The organism is Nitrospirota bacterium (assembly GCA_020851375.1).
In the GTDB taxonomy this organism is placed as follows: domain Bacteria; phylum Nitrospirota; class 9FT-COMBO-42-15; order HDB-SIOI813; family HDB-SIOI813; genus RBG-16-43-11.
Genome location: JADZCV010000048.1, coordinates 13,649 through 30,325 on the forward strand (window position 1 = coordinate 13,649; position 16,677 = coordinate 30,325).

13 protein-coding genes and 1 tRNA gene are annotated in these 16,677 nt (G+C 45.6%); 5 read left to right on the forward strand and 9 right to left on the reverse strand.

The features are described from left to right. Positions 1-21: 21 nt before the first annotated feature. Genes IT393_11905 through IT393_11920 form a run of 4 tightly spaced genes read right to left on the reverse strand, consistent with a single transcriptional unit; the run spans position 22 to position 5,995 of the window. The gene (locus IT393_11905; GenBank protein MCC7203349.1) at positions 22-1,074 is read right to left on the reverse strand and encodes a response regulator; all 1,053 of its coding nucleotides are present in this window, start codon (positions 1,072-1,074) and stop codon (positions 22-24) included. Beyond that, positions 1,075-2,802: a GAF domain-containing protein gene (locus IT393_11910; protein ID MCC7203350.1), complete on the reverse strand. Its 1,728-nt coding sequence runs from the start codon at positions 2,800-2,802 to the stop codon at positions 1,075-1,077. Between the two features lie 12 nt (positions 2,803-2,814). Next, entirely contained in the window at positions 2,815-3,990 is a 1,176-nt protein-coding gene (locus IT393_11915) for a hypothetical protein (protein MCC7203351.1), read from the reverse strand. Next, on the reverse strand, positions 3,977-5,995 hold the full coding sequence (locus IT393_11920) for a diguanylate cyclase (protein MCC7203352.1): 2,019 nt from the start codon (positions 5,993-5,995) through the stop codon (positions 3,977-3,979). Before IT393_11920 ends, IT393_11915 begins: the two co-directional genes overlap by 14 nt. Before the next feature lie 247 nt (positions 5,996-6,242). Here IT393_11920 and hemE point away from each other — a divergent pair, with 247 nt between their 5' ends. From hemE to hemG, 4 genes are all read left to right on the forward strand, one after another. Continuing rightward, the gene (gene hemE / locus IT393_11925) at positions 6,243-7,283 is read left to right on the forward strand and encodes a uroporphyrinogen decarboxylase (protein ID MCC7203353.1); all 1,041 of its coding nucleotides are present in this window, start codon (positions 6,243-6,245) and stop codon (positions 7,281-7,283) included. 156 nt (positions 7,284-7,439) lie between these two features. Further along, the gene (gene hemN, locus IT393_11930; GenBank protein ID MCC7203354.1) at positions 7,440-8,813 is read left to right on the forward strand and encodes an oxygen-independent coproporphyrinogen III oxidase; all 1,374 of its coding nucleotides are present in this window, start codon (positions 7,440-7,442) and stop codon (positions 8,811-8,813) included. Then, positions 8,810-9,814 (forward strand): ferrochelatase, encoded by a 1,005-nt coding sequence (gene hemH, locus IT393_11935; GenBank protein MCC7203355.1) that lies wholly within the window; start codon positions 8,810-8,812, stop codon positions 9,812-9,814. Before hemN ends, hemH begins: the two co-directional genes overlap by 4 nt. 281 nt (positions 9,815-10,095) lie before the next feature. Further along, on the forward strand, positions 10,096-11,469 hold the full coding sequence (hemG, locus tag IT393_11940) for a protoporphyrinogen oxidase (GenBank protein ID MCC7203356.1): 1,374 nt from the start codon (positions 10,096-10,098) through the stop codon (positions 11,467-11,469). Positions 11,470-11,473: 4 nt separating this feature from the next. On the opposite strand, the gene queF is transcribed toward hemG, so the two are convergent. Continuing rightward, positions 11,474-11,833: an NADPH-dependent 7-cyano-7-deazaguanine reductase QueF gene (gene queF, locus IT393_11945; protein MCC7203357.1), complete on the reverse strand. Its 360-nt coding sequence runs from the start codon at positions 11,831-11,833 to the stop codon at positions 11,474-11,476. Between the two features lie 30 nt (positions 11,834-11,863). Continuing rightward, positions 11,864-12,793, reverse strand: coding sequence for a tRNA epoxyqueuosine(34) reductase QueG (gene queG / locus IT393_11950; protein ID MCC7203358.1), 930 nt, complete (start codon positions 12,791-12,793; stop codon positions 11,864-11,866). 121 nt (positions 12,794-12,914) lie between these two features. On the opposite strand from queG, the gene IT393_11955 reads away from it, so the two are divergent. Next, positions 12,915-12,991: transfer RNA gene (locus IT393_11955), tRNA-Arg, on the forward strand. Between the two features lie 22 nt (positions 12,992-13,013). On the opposite strand, the gene IT393_11960 is transcribed toward IT393_11955, so the two are convergent. The 3 genes from IT393_11960 to IT393_11970 all read right to left on the reverse strand — a co-directional run bounded on the left by IT393_11960 (position 13,014) and on the right by IT393_11970 (position 16,630). Next, positions 13,014-14,126: an HD domain-containing protein gene (locus tag IT393_11960; protein ID MCC7203359.1), complete on the reverse strand. Its 1,113-nt coding sequence runs from the start codon at positions 14,124-14,126 to the stop codon at positions 13,014-13,016. Between the two features lie 12 nt (positions 14,127-14,138). Next, positions 14,139-16,211, reverse strand: a complete 2,073-nt coding sequence (locus tag IT393_11965; protein ID MCC7203360.1) for a HEAT repeat domain-containing protein — start codon at positions 16,209-16,211, stop codon at positions 14,139-14,141. 116 nt (positions 16,212-16,327) lie between these two features. Further along, a complete protein-coding gene (locus IT393_11970; GenBank protein MCC7203361.1) occupies positions 16,328-16,630 on the reverse strand; it encodes a Dabb family protein in 303 nt (100 codons plus the stop codon). Positions 16,631-16,677 lie beyond the last annotated feature (47 nt).

Consider the following 16,677-nt stretch of genomic DNA (forward strand, 5'->3'; position numbering starts at 1 on the left):
TACTTTTTTCAGCATATACCATCAGCTATGCTGAAAATCAAAAATTCCGGAATAACACTCAAGAAGGCCGCTGTTAATGACAACAGATACGATTTCCGGATCGAACTGTTTCCCCGCCATTAACGTCAATTCTTCCTTTACATGTTCCAGCGCCATCGCCGGCCTGTAAGGACGGTCGCACAGCATGGCATCAACCGCATCGGCAACTGCAACTATCCGTGCACTCATGGGAATGGCTGATCCCTTTATCCCCTCGGGAAAGCCCGAGCCGTCAAACCGTTCGTGGTGACATAATATTATCGGTCTCATATCCTGAAGGAAATCAACGGATGTGATAATCTTTGCCCCGATCATAGGATGCTTCCTGATTTCATCAAACTCCACGGTATCCAGTGTACCGGGCTTTTTGAGGATATACCCTTCCACGCCTATCTTGCCTATATCATGAATAAGGGCTGCCTGCTCAAGACTCAGTATCTTATCATGCTGAAAACATGCCTTTTCAGCAAGGAATGCAGAAAATCTTGCAACCCTTTCAGAGTGGCCCCTCGTATACTGGTCTTTTGCGTCAATGGTTGCAAGCAACGCCTTTACCGTACTTGCATAATGACTTTCAATATTCCGTTTCGCATCCTCAACTTTTTTTGATAATTCAGAAGTGGCTATGTGCAGCCTCTCTATCTCAAGCCTGGTCTTGACCTGCTCCCCCCGCCTTGCTACCCCTTTTTCCACTATTTCAATCACATCCTTGTGATCAAAGGGTTTAATAAGGTAGTCAAGTGCACCGTAACGAAGGGCATTCTTTGCAGTATCCACACTGGCATATGCCGTCATCAAAACAACTTCGGTGTCCGGCTTTGTTTCTTTGATCTTTTTCAGAAGCTGCAATCCATCCATGCCGGCCATCTTGATATCTATGATCGCCACATAGAAGTCTTTTTTGCCGAGGCAATCCAGGGCCAGTTCACCATTTTCAACTGTCGTTACTTCATGTTTATTCTTCAGAATCATGCGGAGAGCTTCCCGTGGTCCCACCATATCATCAACCACGAGGATGTTGCATTTATTCTCCATTCAATCCTCCTGTTTAGCGTCTTGCAGGTTTGAAGGAAGGATGACAGTCAGTGTAGTACCCTGATTGAGCACGCTGCTGACAGTGATTTTTCCTCCGTGTCCTTCAATGATCTTCCTGCTCAATGGAAGTCCCAGCCCCACACCCTTCTCCGGGGTCGTATAAAAGGGATCAAAAATCCTGTCAATGTCTTCCTGAGGTATTCCTTTACCTGTGTCTTTGATTGAAACAGAACAAGTTTCATCTTCCGGGGTCTGTTCGACATCTATTGTCAGTGTCCCGCCTGATGTCATTGCGCTCAATGAATTCTGTATAAGATGAGAAAAGGCCTTTCCCAACTGCACCTTGTCTGCCCGAAGAATAATTGTGTCACGCTTGTAGTTTCTTAAGATGCGAAATTCAGACTGCTTAACATTCCTGGTGACGGCCAAAATACTGTCATCAAGTACCTTGCCAATATCCACCAAGTTAAATTTATACTCTATAGGATGAGTAAATGCAATCAATTTTTCTACGAGGCTGTTTAATTTTTCCACCTCTCCTGTTACAGTAGTATAGAAAAAATCTTTAAACTCAGGATCATTGTACCGTTCTTTCATCAATTGAGTGAATGTCCTGATAGAGACAAGCGGATTTCTCAGCTCGTGAGACATCCTCCCGACCAATTCGTTAAATATCAGGGAGTCCTCATCAGTCTTCTTTTCTGATACCACTTCCCTCTTTTCAGATTCCATCTGTTCAAGAATCTTCTGAATATATTCCTTCTGTTCACAGATACTCTGGTAGTGATATATGTCACGAATCGCCTTTCCAAGATAAGTAGCAAGTATGAATATCCGCTCCAGTTCCGGATTATTAAAAGGAATACCTGTAATCTTATTGTCAAGATTCAATATACCGGTAAGTTTGCCCTCATTTATTACCGGAATAGTGACTGCAGAATGCAGCATCTTCATCTCCCTTAATGCACTGCTCAGAATAGTCTGCTGTTCCGCACTTTCATGGTCTGCGGAGTTCCTCTTCAATATCCTGCCGCTCGCAGAGAGCCACAGGACAATGGAACTTCCGGAAGAAAGATAAAGCCTTGAAACAAAATCAGGAGAGAGCCCCCTTGAACACCTGATCCTGTAAATTCCGTCTTTCTGATCTGACAGGAGTATTGAAGCACGGCCCACTGCCGTAGTATCCATCAGGGTGTCGAGAAACATATTAAGCATCCTGTCGAGGTCAAAGTTGTTTAGAGTAAAGGTCTTTGACAGCTCTATAGCCTTCTCAAGATGTCTGAATGAAAGGTAAACAGTGTCTGCCTGAAGCTGATACTGTGAACGTATCTCAGGGTCGGGATATCTCATGCCCCCGACTTCATCATATATGCTATGCCTCTCTTTTACCCTTCTCAGGGTAGCCCTGATTCCTGAGTGCGACAGAGGCGTATAAATTATATCGTCAAATCCAGTATTATATTTGTCCTTTTCATCCTCAGATATACTAAATGGGACAATGCCTATCAAACGGGTGGCTTCCCTGCATGACCTTAACCTTCCCATATCCTCATCAATCATGTCTGATATAGTCACATCAATTGCTACGCTTACAATATGCTCTTCCTGAAGAAGGACCAGACCCTTTTTAAGGCTGTCTGCCGTCATTATAATATATTCATCTGCAAGCGATGACTTAAAGCTGTTGACCATCTCTGCGGATGATGTTATGAGTAATAGCAGTTCCATGATGAATGACTCCTAAGTTGCATTACTTGCCGGAAGTTCAACTGTAACTGTCGTCCCCTGTTTATAAGCGCTGTCTAAGGATATCTTTCCTCCGTGATTTGACACCATCCTCTTGCAGATAGACAGACCAAGGCCTGTTCCTTTGCCTTTTGTCGTAAAGAAGGGTTCAAATACATGCTGCATATTTTCTTTCTCAATGCCACTGCCCGTATCTGATATCTTTACTATAAGTTTTTTAATTTTATCACTGTCTGCCCCGATGTTGAAACCTACAGTTATTCTCCCCCCGGTCTGCATAGCCTCATGGCTGTTCAGAAAGATGTTGAGGAAAAGCTGTTTTAATTGAGCCCTGTCACCATAAATCGCAGGAATATCTGAAAGGTAATTCCTCGAAACCAAAATGCCGCACTCATCAAACCGTGCAGAAAGCAGGGCTATTACCTCATCAATCAAACCCTGTATGTCAACGCTGGTAAAATCGGGTTCAGATGATTTTGCAAAATCGAGCAGGTCTGATACGATATTTCCTATCCTGTCTATCTCGCTAATGGCAATATTCGTAAACCGGAATCTGAACTCCTCGTCATCATACCTCTCAGGCAGGAGCTGAGCCAGCGTCTTTATCGAAACAAGTGGATTCTTGATCTCATGGGCAAGTCCGGCTGCAACATAGCCGAGCGATGCAAGCCTCTCTGCCTCTTCTTTTTTTAAAACAACATCTTCATGATGTCTCTTCAACCCTTCCACTTCTTTCAGGATATTCAACCTCGATAGGACAGACGAGAGGATAATTGACAGCAGTGAAAAGACCCTCGTGTTTTCATCGCTGTGAAACAACAGCGCCGCATGGATTGAACCGTCAATATTGACCGGAACAATAGTGTTTACTGTCCTGCGTAATTCGAGCGGGAGCAGACAGGAGAGTTCCTGATTAATCTTAAAAGTTCTCTCCCTGAAGGTATCCATTATCAGGTCAGATGGTATGTGTATGTCATGGTAGGTCTCATTAATCTTCCATTTGCCTTCCCCGGCCTGCCTGATAATGCAGCCTGATGTGGTCTTTGAAACAGTCATGCAGAGGGTAAGAGCGCTTTTAAGAATCTCGTCTTCCGTCTCCAGTGATATAAACCCTTCAATGCCATCACTCAGTATTATAAGCAGTTCATCACTGTTCCTATAAACTTCCAAAGATCACCACCTTGTTTTTTCCCTGACTCTTTGCCCTGTACAGGGCCCTGTCAGCGTTATTGATAAGCTCTTCTGCCGCAGAGGCATCGTCTGGAAAAGATGCAATTCCGAGACTTACAGTAATATTCAATGTTGTGCCGGTATCTTTTGCGAGGCATACGGTCCCTTCAATCTCGGCCCGGATACGTTCAGCAATAATACCTGCGTCATTTTTGTCTGTCGTTGGAAGGATAATTGCGAATTCTTCTCCTCCATACCTTGCTGCAATGTCAATTATCCTAACACATCTCCTTATAACACTGGTAGTGGTCTTTAAAATTTCATCTCCGTATAAATGTCCATAGGTATCATTGAGGTTCTTAAAATTATCTATGTCAAGTATAATAAGTGAAAACGGTTGTCTGTGACGTTTGGAACGCTCCATTTCCTCTGCTATCCTCTCTTCAAAATATCTCCTGTTAAGGAGGCTTGTAAGCGGATCAGTTATGGATATCTTGCGCAGGTCAATGGCGCTCTGATAATAGACCCTGCGCTCAATTGCAACTGCCGAATAGAGGGCTATTGCCTCAAGAAGTTTGATATCATTTTCTGAAAAGAAGGTTCCATCTTTCTTATCAGCCAGATTTAACACGCCTATGCTCTTATTCCTTATCTTAAGCGGGAGGCTTATAAATGACTTTGTCCTGTAGCGGACCCGGTTGGGCCTCGAGACCCTGTTGTCCGCTTCCACGTTACTTACAACCATCGGCATCCCTGTTTCCAATACGCTTCCTGCTATTCCCTCCCCGGGTCTTATCCTGATGTGACTGAGAATTGCAAGGTTCAGGCCCAGTGTTGATTTTACTTCAATCTCATGTGCCTCCTCATTCAGCAGCATTATTGAACCCTGCTCTGCACCAACAACCTCCGCAGACTTTTCCACTATATTGCTAAAGAGGTCGCTGGAATCTATGCATGAGGCGATGGCATACAGGGCGTGAAGTGATGCCAGAACCCTGTTTTCCATGTCAGCACGGGCCGCTGCAAGGATGTGATTGCCCATCACCGTTGCGATGCACTGGCAAAATATTTTGAGAAGTTCTTCATCGGCCTGCGATATCTTCGTATTGAATATTACTATCAGGCCATCTACCCTGTTGCCGATGCTGACCGGAAATATTTTAACCGAGGTAAAGACACTCGGGAAACCTGCCTTTAGAATTTCAAATACCTCTGTTGACTCCGCTGTATCTTTCCTTATTAAAACGTCATTAATCATACTGTCAGACTCACTTATGCGAAATCCTGAGAGAGAGTCTTTTGCGTATCCGAATGCGGCTTTTGACGAAAAGTTATCACTGCTGTTTTCTCTTATCAGCAACATGGCGGTTCTTGCATTGAATAACACGCCAATAGAATCAAGCACAGTATCGTAAAACACCTTTTCATCCGCCATGATTCCCGGGGAAGTTGCAATTCTGATTATAGTATTGATACGGGACATGTCATTTTCCATATCCCTCTTGACGCTGTCACCCTGCAGCAGGTGATCAACTACTGTTTTCAGGGCATCTGCAGAAGATTTGAATGCTTCTCTGTTTTTTGTGGAAACCCCTCTGACAGCTTCAGAGATGCGGTTATCATCAATCCCAAGCTTTTCAGCAACACTCCTGTAAGCAACCAGGTCATCATATGAGGTTAATATTCTTCCCCCAAGTATGAAACGCGTACCACTATTCCCGGTATTGGGTAAAACAGGGATGGCAACACTATTCAGGTGGGCATAACACTTGAAATATACAGGTTCTTGTCTTTTGTTGGCCTGTGCAAGGGGCGCGGTACAATCCCTCTCACAGAATAATCTTCCGTTACTATCTTCCTGCAGCAACCTGCATAATCTGAACTCATCACTTTGCCCGGCCTTATACCTAACCTCGTTACAGCAGACTAATGTAAAATCTGCAAGTCTTGCAAGAATGCCCGTCCACTCAGATGTCAATTCCCTGATGAAGTTATTATTGTCCATTTTTCCCGTTTTAAAATTGCAGAAATATTATCAGAACAATGCCATGTTTTCTACCCCATTAAAAGATCCTAATTAATATAATATGTAGCAAAAATAGTGCCATAATTTTGACGCAGTCGTCTTAGTTGACATTTAATTGTTAAATGGCTTACATTAAATGGGGACAGCGACTATTTATTTTGCAGATGACTACTAGGTTAAGACAAATAAATAGTCGCTGTCCCCATTTAATGCCGGAGGATGTCTGATGTTAAAAAATGATAGTTTCCTGAAGGCCTGCCGAAGGGAGCCGGTTGATTTCACCCCTGTCTGGATTATGAGGCAGGCAGGCCGCTATATGAAGGAATACCGAGACATAAGAAAGAAGGTTGATTTTCTCACAATGTGTAAGTCCCCTGAACTTGCTGCTGAGGTTACCATGCTGCCCGTAGATATACTCGGCGTGGATGCCGCCATACTATTTTCTGACATTCTCATACCTGTAGAGGCAATGGGTATAGGGGTCACGTTCACAGAAAAGAGGGGACCTGTCCTGTCTAATCCGGTAAGGTCAGACAATGAGCTTAAGGCCCTTCGGGTACCGGATAATGTGAAATCAAAGGAACTGATGCCTTTTATCCCACAGGCAATAAAACTCATACTTCAGGAGCTTGGCGGACGTGTACCTTTGATAGGTTTCTCAGGGTCACCCTTTACCCTCGCAACATATATAATTGAAGGAGAGACCTCAAGGAACTTTACATGGATTAAACGCATGATGTATGAAAATCCGTCACTCTTGCACAAGCTACTCGATAAAATAACCTCTGCAGTCATAAGCTACCTTAACATGCAAATCAATGCCGGGGTTCACGCAGTCCAGTTGTTCGATACCTGGGCAGGCTGGCTCGCCCCTGATGACTACAGGGAGTTTGCCCTCCCTTATGCAGAACGGGTGATACGCGGGATTGACAGGAAGGGGGTCCCTTTAATCTATTTTGCAAATGGTGTAAGCGGGATACTGGAATATATGGTCAACTCAGGAGCTGATGTTGTCGGCCTTGACTGGCGGATAGATATGGCAGATGCTGTAAGAAGAAGCAACAGGAGGGTAGCACTGCAGGGCAATTTAGACCCCTGTGTACTTTACGGACCGCCGGCTGTTATAAGAAAGTATACAAAGACCATCATTGAAAAATATGGAGAGGAACCAGGCCACATCTTTAACCTTGGACATGGAATCCTCCCTGATATTCCCGTAGATCATGCTAAGGCATTGGTTGACATAGTCCACGAACTGAGTAGTTAACGCTTAAAAAGGCAGGAAGATGAAAATCCCCCTTAGTCCCCCTTTTCCAAAGGGGGAAAGTAATTCTTCTCTGTGTAAAAGGGGGAAATTAGTTCCCCCCTTTAGTAAAGGGGGGATAGGGGGGATTTGAACGGAGATTTTCGAGTGAAGACAGAAATTACCATAGATATTAACACCCTCCTTAAATATGACAAGGCCGGCCCGCGTTATACGAGTTATCCCACAGCCCCTGTCTGGAATGAGAAGTTCGGTCCTGAGCAGTTCAGGGAGAAGATTATTGAAACTAACAGGGCAGATAGCAGTGCACCTTTGTCATTATATTTTCACATCCCATTCTGCTATTCACTCTGTTTTTATTGTGGCTGCAACTCAATTATCACAAGGAAGAAGGGGCATGCAGGTGAGTATATCTCATATCTGAAAAAGGAGATGGAAAACATATCCCGCCTTGTCAAAAGAAACAGGCAAGTGGTCCAGTTGCACTGGGGCGGGGGCAGCCCTGACTTTCTCAGTCCATCTGAGATGGAAGAATTGTACGGATATATAAAAGATAATTTTACGATCGCTGTTGGTGCAGAGGCAGGGGTTGAACTTGATCCGCGTGAGACGACATTTGAGCACGTGCAGACCTTGAAAAGACTTGGGTTCAACCGCATCAGTATGGGCATCCAGGACCTAAATCCACGGGTCCAGGAGGCTGTAAACAGGGTCCAGAGCGAAGAGACATCAGGAAGACTTGTCAACTGGTGCAGGGATCTTGGATTTGAGAGTATAAATGTAGACCTGATTTATGGGCTTCCATTTCAGACCGCAGATTCATTTAAGGAGACGGTTGACCGTATCATCGCCATCAATCCTGAAAGGATAGCAGTGTTCAATTATGCGCATGTACCCTGGATGAAGAAGCATCAGAAGATGATACATGAGGAAGACCTTCCAAAAGGGAGGGAAAAGCTTGAGATACTCAAGATGGTCATTGAGAAATTCACAGGCGCAGGATATGTCTATATTGGTATGGACCATTTTGCAAAGCCGGATGATGAACTCTGCATCGCACAAAGAGAGAAGACCCTGTACAGGAATTTTCAGGGCTACACAACAAAGGCCGGCTGCGACCTCTATGGATTTGGCATGACCTCCATAAGCATGGTCGGCAACTGCTATGCCCAGAACCTGAAGGCGCTTAATGATTATTACGCTGCTGTAAGTGCCGGCAGGCTGGCAACTCACAGGGGCTATGAGCTGACAGATGATGATATCCTGAGGAGACATATTATTACGAGGCTGATGTGTGACTTCGAACTTGTCAAACATGAGGTTGAGTCAAAATACAACATATCCTTTGATGACTATTTCAGCGATGCCTTAAAGAGGCTCGTGGCATTTCAGGATGACGGCTTGTTAAAACTTCAGCCTGACAGGATAGAGATCTCAGACTCAGGCCGCATACTTGTCAGGAATATCGCAATGGTATTCGATGCTTATCTGAACGCCCCTGGCAGAGAGATGAAATTTTCGCGAACAATATGACAGACGGCAAATCTACCACAGCAGTCCTTCTGATAAATATGGGCGGTCCTGATTCCCTGGATGCTGTTGAGCCCTTCCTTTATAATCTTTTTTCTGATTCAGACATAATGGGCTTTAACAGGGTATTACTCCCGGTTTTAAAACCACTTGCAAGGCTTATTGCACGCAGCAGGGCCCCAAAGGTAAAGAAATATTACAGCGCCATAGGTGGAAAATCACCTATAGTAAAACTTACCATGCAGCAGGCAAAGGCCCTTGAAGAGTCACTTCAGAAACAGGGCAATATCTGGGTCTTTGTCTCCATGAGATACTGCCGCCCGACTATAGAAGATGCAGTTAAGGACATGCTCGAGTTTCCATTGACCAAGCTTATAATCCTGCCGCTGTATCCCCACTACTCGGTTACGACAACAGGTTCGGCATTCAATGAGTTCAAGCGGATCCTGAAGGGGATAGGCACTCCTACAATCGAAATCCGTTATATAAATGACTGGCACGATAACCCATCGTACATTGATGCAGTGTGTGAAACGATACAGGATACCGCCTCGCTGCACCACCTTGATATTCATAAGACTCCGGTTGTATTCAGCGCACACGGGTTACCCATGAAATTTATCAGGCGCGGCGACCCGTATGCCAAGCAGGTGGAAAAGAGCGTTGAGCTGATCGCCGGCAGGCTCGGGAACCTGAAGGATTATCACCTGTCATATCAGAGTCGCGTGGGACCGTTGAGATGGCTCGGGCCGTCAACTGACGATGTCCTGAGACAGATCGGAAGTAAGGGGGCAAAAAACGTTATGTTAGTGCCGATCAGCTTTGTATCCGAGCATGTAGAAACCCTTTACGAGATGGATATCCTCTACAAAGAAAAGGCAGGAGAATACGGAATCACAAACTTCTACAGGGCCCCTGCACTAAACGATTCGCCTCTTCTGATTGATGCATTGAAGGAAATGGTAATTACAGCATGTATTCCCCCTTCTAATCCATTCTTCTGATTAAAAAAGCCGGGGGTCACAGAGGTAGATGAAAATCCCCCTTAGTCCCCCTTTACCAAAGGGGGAAAGGGGGGATTTGAACGGAGAATTTCAGGTGAACCGTCATGAGCCCTTCGACTGTTCGGCACGCTCACAGCTCGGGGCTCACCAGGGTTCATGAAAACGTCATTCCCGCGCAAGCGGGAATCCAGACCGCGGCCTGGTTCTGGATTCCCACTCCCAGCTTAAGTCATGCGGGGACAGGTTCCGTGGGAATGACGGGTATTTAGGAGTATTTTCGAATGAAAGTTATAATCATCGGCGGCGGCATTTCCGGCCTTACTGCTGCCTACTGGCTGCACAAAAGCGGTATTGATGTCACCGTCCTCGAAAAAGGAGATAGGGCCGGCGGGTCTATACGCACAGAAACGCATAAGGGCTACCTTATTGAATACGGCCCCAACTCTACACTCGACCTGTACAAAGAGGCGGATGACCTGTGCGAGTCACTCGGCATCAGTGGATATAAGATATACGGCAGTGAAGATGCAAAAAACCGTTATGTCGTCAGAGACGGCAGATTAAGGCCTTTACCACTTGGTCCTCTCCAGTTTCTGTCAACTGACCTCTGGACTATACAAGGGAAACTGAGGCTTATGTGCGAACCATTTATCCGCAAGTTCGCCGGCAGCCACGAGGAGACGATCGCTGAGTTCGTTAAGAGGAGGACAGGACAGGAGTTCCTCGATTATGCCATTGACCCCTTTGTTACAGGGGTGTTTGCAGGAGATCCCTACAAACTTTCATTAAAGAGCTGTTTTCCAAAGATGTATGGTATGGAGCTTGAGCATGGCGGGCTTGTGAAAGCCGCAATATTCGGAAGGAAAAAGAAGGGTGAGCCAAAGCGAAAGATGCGCCTTTTTTCATTCAGGGACGGCCTGGGAACTTTACCTGAGGCAATAAGAAAGACCCTTGGTGACAGGTTTGTTGGTGGGTGTAACGTGCTGTCAGTGAAGAAGGCAGAAAAAGGTTTCGAAGTTATTACAGAAAATGTTTCTGCCCCCACTCCACAGCCTGGACTTTTCAAGGCCAACATCGTCATCTTTGCTACACCTGCCTGGGCAACAGCAAGGTTGATCCAGCCGATATCCGAATATGTCGCTGCCCATCTGATGCAGATACAATACGTCCCTGCAGTAATCGTCTTCACAGGGTTTGACAGGGGACATATAAAACAGAAACTCGATGGCTTTGGCTTCCTCATACCGCGGAAAGAGTCCCGTGAACGGGGTTACAACATCCTCGGGAGCATCTGGAGCTCCGAAATTTTCGCAGGACGTGCGCCTGAGGGTAAGGCCGCCTTCACAACCATCCTTGGCGGCGCAAGGAAGGATGACATACTCGAATACAGCGACAGGGAACTCATTGAAATGACATTGCGTGACTTAAGGTACATCCTCGGTATAGAAGAAAAACCTGAGTTCGTACAGCTAATACGCCATACACGGGCAATCCCGCAATATATCATCGGCCATCAGGAGCGCATAGATGCTGTTCAGGAGGCTATCAGGAAAATTCCCGGCTTATATCTCTCAGGCAACTACCTCAACGGTGTTTCAGTTGGACACTGCATAGCCGAGGCAACAAAACTTTCGGCTGTGATGAAAGGGGTCTGACCCGCTACCCCCCAACACGAATAATGGTTTTTACATTACCACGCGGATTCCAGTCGCCTGTTACTTCAATCCGCCTCGGTTCAATAAGATTTTTCAGGTCGTCATATATCTTGTTTGTTGCAGATTCATGAGAGATATACTGGTCACGGAACTTATTAAGGTACAGCTTCAATGAGCGCAGCTCAACGATATACTTGTCAGGCACATAGTTAATCTTAATTGTCGCATAATCAGGATAGCCGGAGCGGGGACAGAGGCATGAGAATTCAGGAAACGAGATGTCAATAACATAATCCCTGTCCTGATACGGATTCTCCCACTTCTCAAGCTCAGCCTTCTCAATCTCTTCCTTGCCGTATTTCATCTCTAATTCATCCTTAAAAAGGGGGCAGATTTATTTTCCCGCAGCCGCAACCACATTTCTCATAAACCTCTCCCACTTGATACGCATGACAGAATTATCATGAAAAACCTTTTTGAAACCTTCCCGATCCATCTCCATTAAATCCGCAAGCAGGGGAGAAGTCAACTCTTTTCTTGGTATAAAACCAGTCTCTGTGGCTGCCTGAGCAACATTATTCCATGGGCAGGCCCACTGGCAATCATCACAACCAAAAATCTTATTGCCTGTCATAGATTTCAATTCTTCAGGTATCGCCCCTTTTAATTCACCAAGCAGGTATGATATGCATCGCCTCGCATCAACAACGTAAGGCGCAACAATAGCGCCTGTTGGACAGGCCTCGATACATCTGGTGCACTCACCGCAGCGATCCTGCAGCGGGGCATCAAACTCCAATTCTGTGTCAAGGAGTATTACCCCAAGCACTAACCACGACCCGGCGTCCGGGCTGATGATAAGGGAGTGCTTTCCCATCCATCCAACACCGGACATAGCGGCATATGCCTTTTCAAGGACAGGGCCTGTGTCTACATATATCTTTCCGTCTGCTTTTTTATCAGTCAGGGTCTTAATCCTTACAAGAAACTCTTCAAGCCTTGACTTGACAACGTCATGATAGTCCTCATTAAGCGCATAATTTGCAATGTACCCCCTGGCATGGTCATCAAGGCATCCCCTGCGATCCCCCCCAGGATAATAATTCATAGAGACCACTATGACAGACTTGATTTCAGGAAATACGATGGAAGGGTTTAAGCGTCTCTCCGGCTCCCTGGATAAGAACCTCATCTCACCTTCAAAACCGCACTTAAGCCACCCCTGAAATCTCTTGCCCCATAGAGATGCATCAGGAGGGGAAATGCCAACATGCCGGAAGCCTAAACTTATGCCAATATCCTTAATGTCACGGGTAAGGGTCATAGTAAATACCAGGTAGTCACATTAAATGGGATAGGCAATACACCGGATACGCCCCTACAGCTTGACAATTCCGTCATTTTCCATGAAAATGACCATGCACACCTATAGTATATACCCAAATGCGCCTGTAGCTCAAATGGATAGAGCGTCGGACTACGAATCCGCAGGTTGGGGGTTCAACTCCCTCCAGGCGCGCCAATTGATCACAGGCCATCATCTGTCATGCCGCCTCTTGTGAGAGAGCCATCTGTATCGAGCGGATAAAATTATCCAGTAAAAAGGGGTTAAAGTCTTTTTCCCTTCCCTTTCTCATCAAGGCAATGACTTCCTCTGTTTCCAGACTCTCCCTGTAAGGCCTGTGGCTCCGCAGGGCGTCAAAAAAATCAGAGATGGCAATGATCTGACTCAGAATATGCTGCCTCCTGCCAGCCGTATGGAGTCCGGGATAGCCTGAGCCGTCACAACGCATATGATGCTCAAATGCAATCAGCGGGGCAAGGCGGGTCAGGTTATCCATTTTGGCAAGGTATCGCGCACCATAAAGCGGATGTTTTTTTATTTCAGCAAATTCCCTGTCATCAAGTTTGCCATTTTTATCCAGGATTTCTTTAGGTATGAACAATTTTCCCGCATCATGCAAAAGGGCGGCAACACCGATTTCATGCAGCAGTTCATCCTGGATCCCGAGGCTGTCCGCCTGAAATATGGAGAGAACGGCAACATTGGAGGCGTGCGTATAGGTATATTCACTAAATGATCTAACGGGGCTCAACAGCTTTAGGATATGCGCCTCATTTCTGAAAGTGATAATGAACTGCACCACAATCTCCTCGAGTCCTGCAATGTTGAGTTTTTTAAAAGGAGAGATGGAATGGAAAATATCCTGAACCTTTGCAATATCCTCCTTCGGAAGATTTGATATTTCCTCGCCCTCGCAGGGAGTGGACCGGGGATTCGGGACGCAGACGTCAATAGTTCCGGTCCTGATGTGCGGGGCGGGATTCATTATTTTATCCGTATCAGAGACGTCAATGATGAACTGTCTGAACTCTGAAAGGGAAAGACCCTTCAGAAAGTCGACGCGGGTAATACCTTTTCTCCTTAGATATCTTATAAAATTCGCCTTGTTGGCTCCGGCATCCGTGAGCTCCTGTTTGTTCACAATCAGTTTGTGGTCTATGATCATGATCTCACACTGCTCACCCAGGATCTCACCAAGCATTCTATAAGTCTTTTTCACGAGCTCATTGAATATTTCATGCTCTGCTGAATAAAGTGAGCAATTGGCAATGGTGATTGTAAAAGTCGTCAGGAATTTCCCTATGGCATCCATTCTCTGAGTCCTTTATCCCCTTTCATCAGGATAATTCCTGAGCGATTGACGTATCTCTTCTTTCAGCCTATCCAGGGCGCCCCTGAAGAGGAGGGACTTTTCTGAAAGTATGTTTTTAAGCGTGCCGAGGGCACGGGAGTCTCCTATCTGGCCGAGCGCCCTGACAATGTGGATCTTGCCTTCATAGTTGGAACCCGTAATGCTCTTTCTCCTGAGCATTTCAAGAAGCTCCGGCACAACCTCCCTCACCTTAAATGTCCCTGATAGGGCAATGGCCCTGTTCAACAGATCCGGAGAGTCGGACTTCAATAAATCCCTCAGGGCCTCAATTCCAAAAGAGTCCTTGAAATTCAGCAGACATTTTAATGCCTCATAACTGACCTTGGGGTTTTCATGATTGCAGTAACTTCTGGCATATTGAAGCGCGTCCTGACCGCCGCATTCATTCAGGATGAACAGCATATTCCTTTTTACAAACCATCTGTCATCATTGAGATACCTGACCACATCCGGTACAGCCTTCTCCCTAAAATGGGTCACCAGACCTGTCAGAAACCTCCTGGTAGACGGCGATTCCTCGCCAATGAGTGCGCCGATTAATGATGCGATCATCTTTTCTCCGTAATACTCGCACATGTTCAGTATCTCTTCCCGCTTCTCCCTGCCCATGATTTTTAATGAGTCAATGAACAATGCGATGAATTCCCCGGAATGGAAATATCCTAAAATATTCGAAACGCCGTCCGGTGATTTTCCTGAATTGCTGCTGGACTCTAATATCCTGATTGTTTTCAATGCCTGCTCATACTGACCGGTATATATGAATTGAACGATCTGGTCCTTCAGTATATGGGCATAAAATTCGCAGTCTTCACGGGGTATGATCCCATCCGTCTCAGAGAGTGTCAGCTCCAGGATGATTTCATGAAAAAAAGTTTCAATCTGCTCATCCTGCCACTCACCCTTAAATTCTTCTATCCATTCCGTCTGGATCGAGTCAGCATTAAATTGGATCAGGCGCTGGATATCCTTATGATAGGAATCGGTCACGAATGCCTTGAAATCCGCACTGCTCAACAAACTGGTCAGTTCCGGAGAAAGAAGGAAGTCGTCTTCGATGAGTCCCTCCCGATAATAAGGGGCCTCAGAACTTTTCTGCTGAAACACCGAGAATTTATCGAGAATGTTTTTTAATGCCTCTGGGATGGCCACCAATTGTTCGTTGATGACACTGAGCAAATTGATGACAGTGTCCACAGATGTATCCCGGAGAGATTCCTCGGCAGTCTCCAAATCCCTGGAAAGGACATTCACCGCGGATGAGAGGAAATGACCCTTCAATTCCGGCCGCAGCCTGTTAATAAAATCCATCACGTTTTTCAACTCATTGGGCGAAAAGGACCTTTCCGAGGATTTCCTGACGTAGGAAGTGATGACCTTCTCATAGCTGTCTTCCCTTATTTTGCCGCTATCAGCCCTGTTTATGTATCCCGCGAGCTGATCAGGAGGGATCGTTGACAGAATATCAGGCGACTCATCAGGTTTCAGGCTCCCTTCGAGAAGACCGAATACATACTTTTCCCAAAGGGATATTTTATGGTCTTCGTTCTGCTTCCCATCCGCTTCGATAAGATGGAATACAGAGAAATCAACGGATCCTATCTTGAGGTGAGTAATGTGGCAATCAATGAATAACTTCTGTATATCTTCTGGAGACGCATTTCCGGCATTGTCTGAAATGAACCGGTGAAACGAGTAAAGCTCATCCTTTGTCAGCCCGCTTATGAACGTGACGAAGGCGATATTTTTCTTGCTCAGAGAGTCGGCAAATTCCTTATAAACCGGGTTCTTCTTGTCGAGGTGATGACTATCAACGATGAGAACATCCTTTGCGACTACAAGGGTAATATCTTGTCTCAACGCAAAGAGTTTTTGCAGAAAGTCAAATACTTTATTCAATGACTTTTCTACCACCGGATGATTTTTGGGATAGATAGATACATTGTGACGCGAGATGTTGAGTTCAATGATGGCTTCACTGAGCAATCGGGTATCAAGGGGGAGTTCGTCTTTTGTTTCGGTCATAGCGTATACCGTCTATTATCTATACAATAACACCCTATTATCGGACGATTATTAGTTATGTTTGAGAAAAGGAAGGGATCTGAGTACTGAAGAGGCGAGCAGGCGCGCCAATGGCTCTACACCATATAGTCTGCGACACGCCTTTCAGAGCATACTTTGTCAATAAACTCCACTGCCTTGACATGTTCAGGATGTATGCGGTATGCCTCCAGCGCATTTAAGTCATCAAATTCAGAGTAGAGCGCTATATCCGCGGCGCTTGCAGATTTGCCGATATTTATCCCGACTTCAAGGTATTTTACAACCGGTATTTTATCCTTCAGGGATTCCAGTAATACCTTCAACTCCCGCAGGTTCTCATCCTTACCCTTCCCTAAAGCCGATTCTTTCAACCTGAACATTACAATGTGCGTTAACATTATACCCTCCTGAGATTATTCTTCCCTGATGCCCCCACATATTACAA

Coding starts and splice junctions, on each gene's coding strand:
- IT393_11905 (MCC7203349.1), bottom strand. CDS start 1,074: ATGGAGAATAAATGCAACATCCTCGTGGTTGATGATATGGTGGGACCA.
- IT393_11910 (MCC7203350.1), bottom strand. CDS start 2,802: ATGGAACTGCTATTACTCATAACATCATCCGCAGAGATGGTCAACAGC.
- IT393_11920 (MCC7203352.1), bottom strand. CDS start 5,995: ATGGACAATAATAACTTCATCAGGGAATTGACATCTGAGTGGACGGGC.
- hemE (MCC7203353.1), top strand. CDS start 6,243: ATGTTAAAAAATGATAGTTTCCTGAAGGCCTGCCGAAGGGAGCCGGTT.
- hemH (MCC7203355.1), top strand. CDS start 8,810: ATGACAGACGGCAAATCTACCACAGCAGTCCTTCTGATAAATATGGGC.
- hemG (MCC7203356.1), top strand. CDS start 10,096: ATGAAAGTTATAATCATCGGCGGCGGCATTTCCGGCCTTACTGCTGCC.
- queF (MCC7203357.1), bottom strand. CDS start 11,833: ATGAAATACGGCAAGGAAGAGATTGAGAAGGCTGAGCTTGAGAAGTGG.
- queG (MCC7203358.1), bottom strand. CDS start 12,793: ATGACCCTTACCCGTGACATTAAGGATATTGGCATAAGTTTAGGCTTC.
- IT393_11960 (MCC7203359.1), bottom strand. CDS start 14,126: ATGGATGCCATAGGGAAATTCCTGACGACTTTTACAATCACCATTGCC.
- IT393_11965 (MCC7203360.1), bottom strand. CDS start 16,211: ATGACCGAAACAAAAGACGAACTCCCCCTTGATACCCGATTGCTCAGT.
- IT393_11970 (MCC7203361.1), bottom strand. CDS start 16,630: ATGTTAACGCACATTGTAATGTTCAGGTTGAAAGAATCGGCTTTAGGG.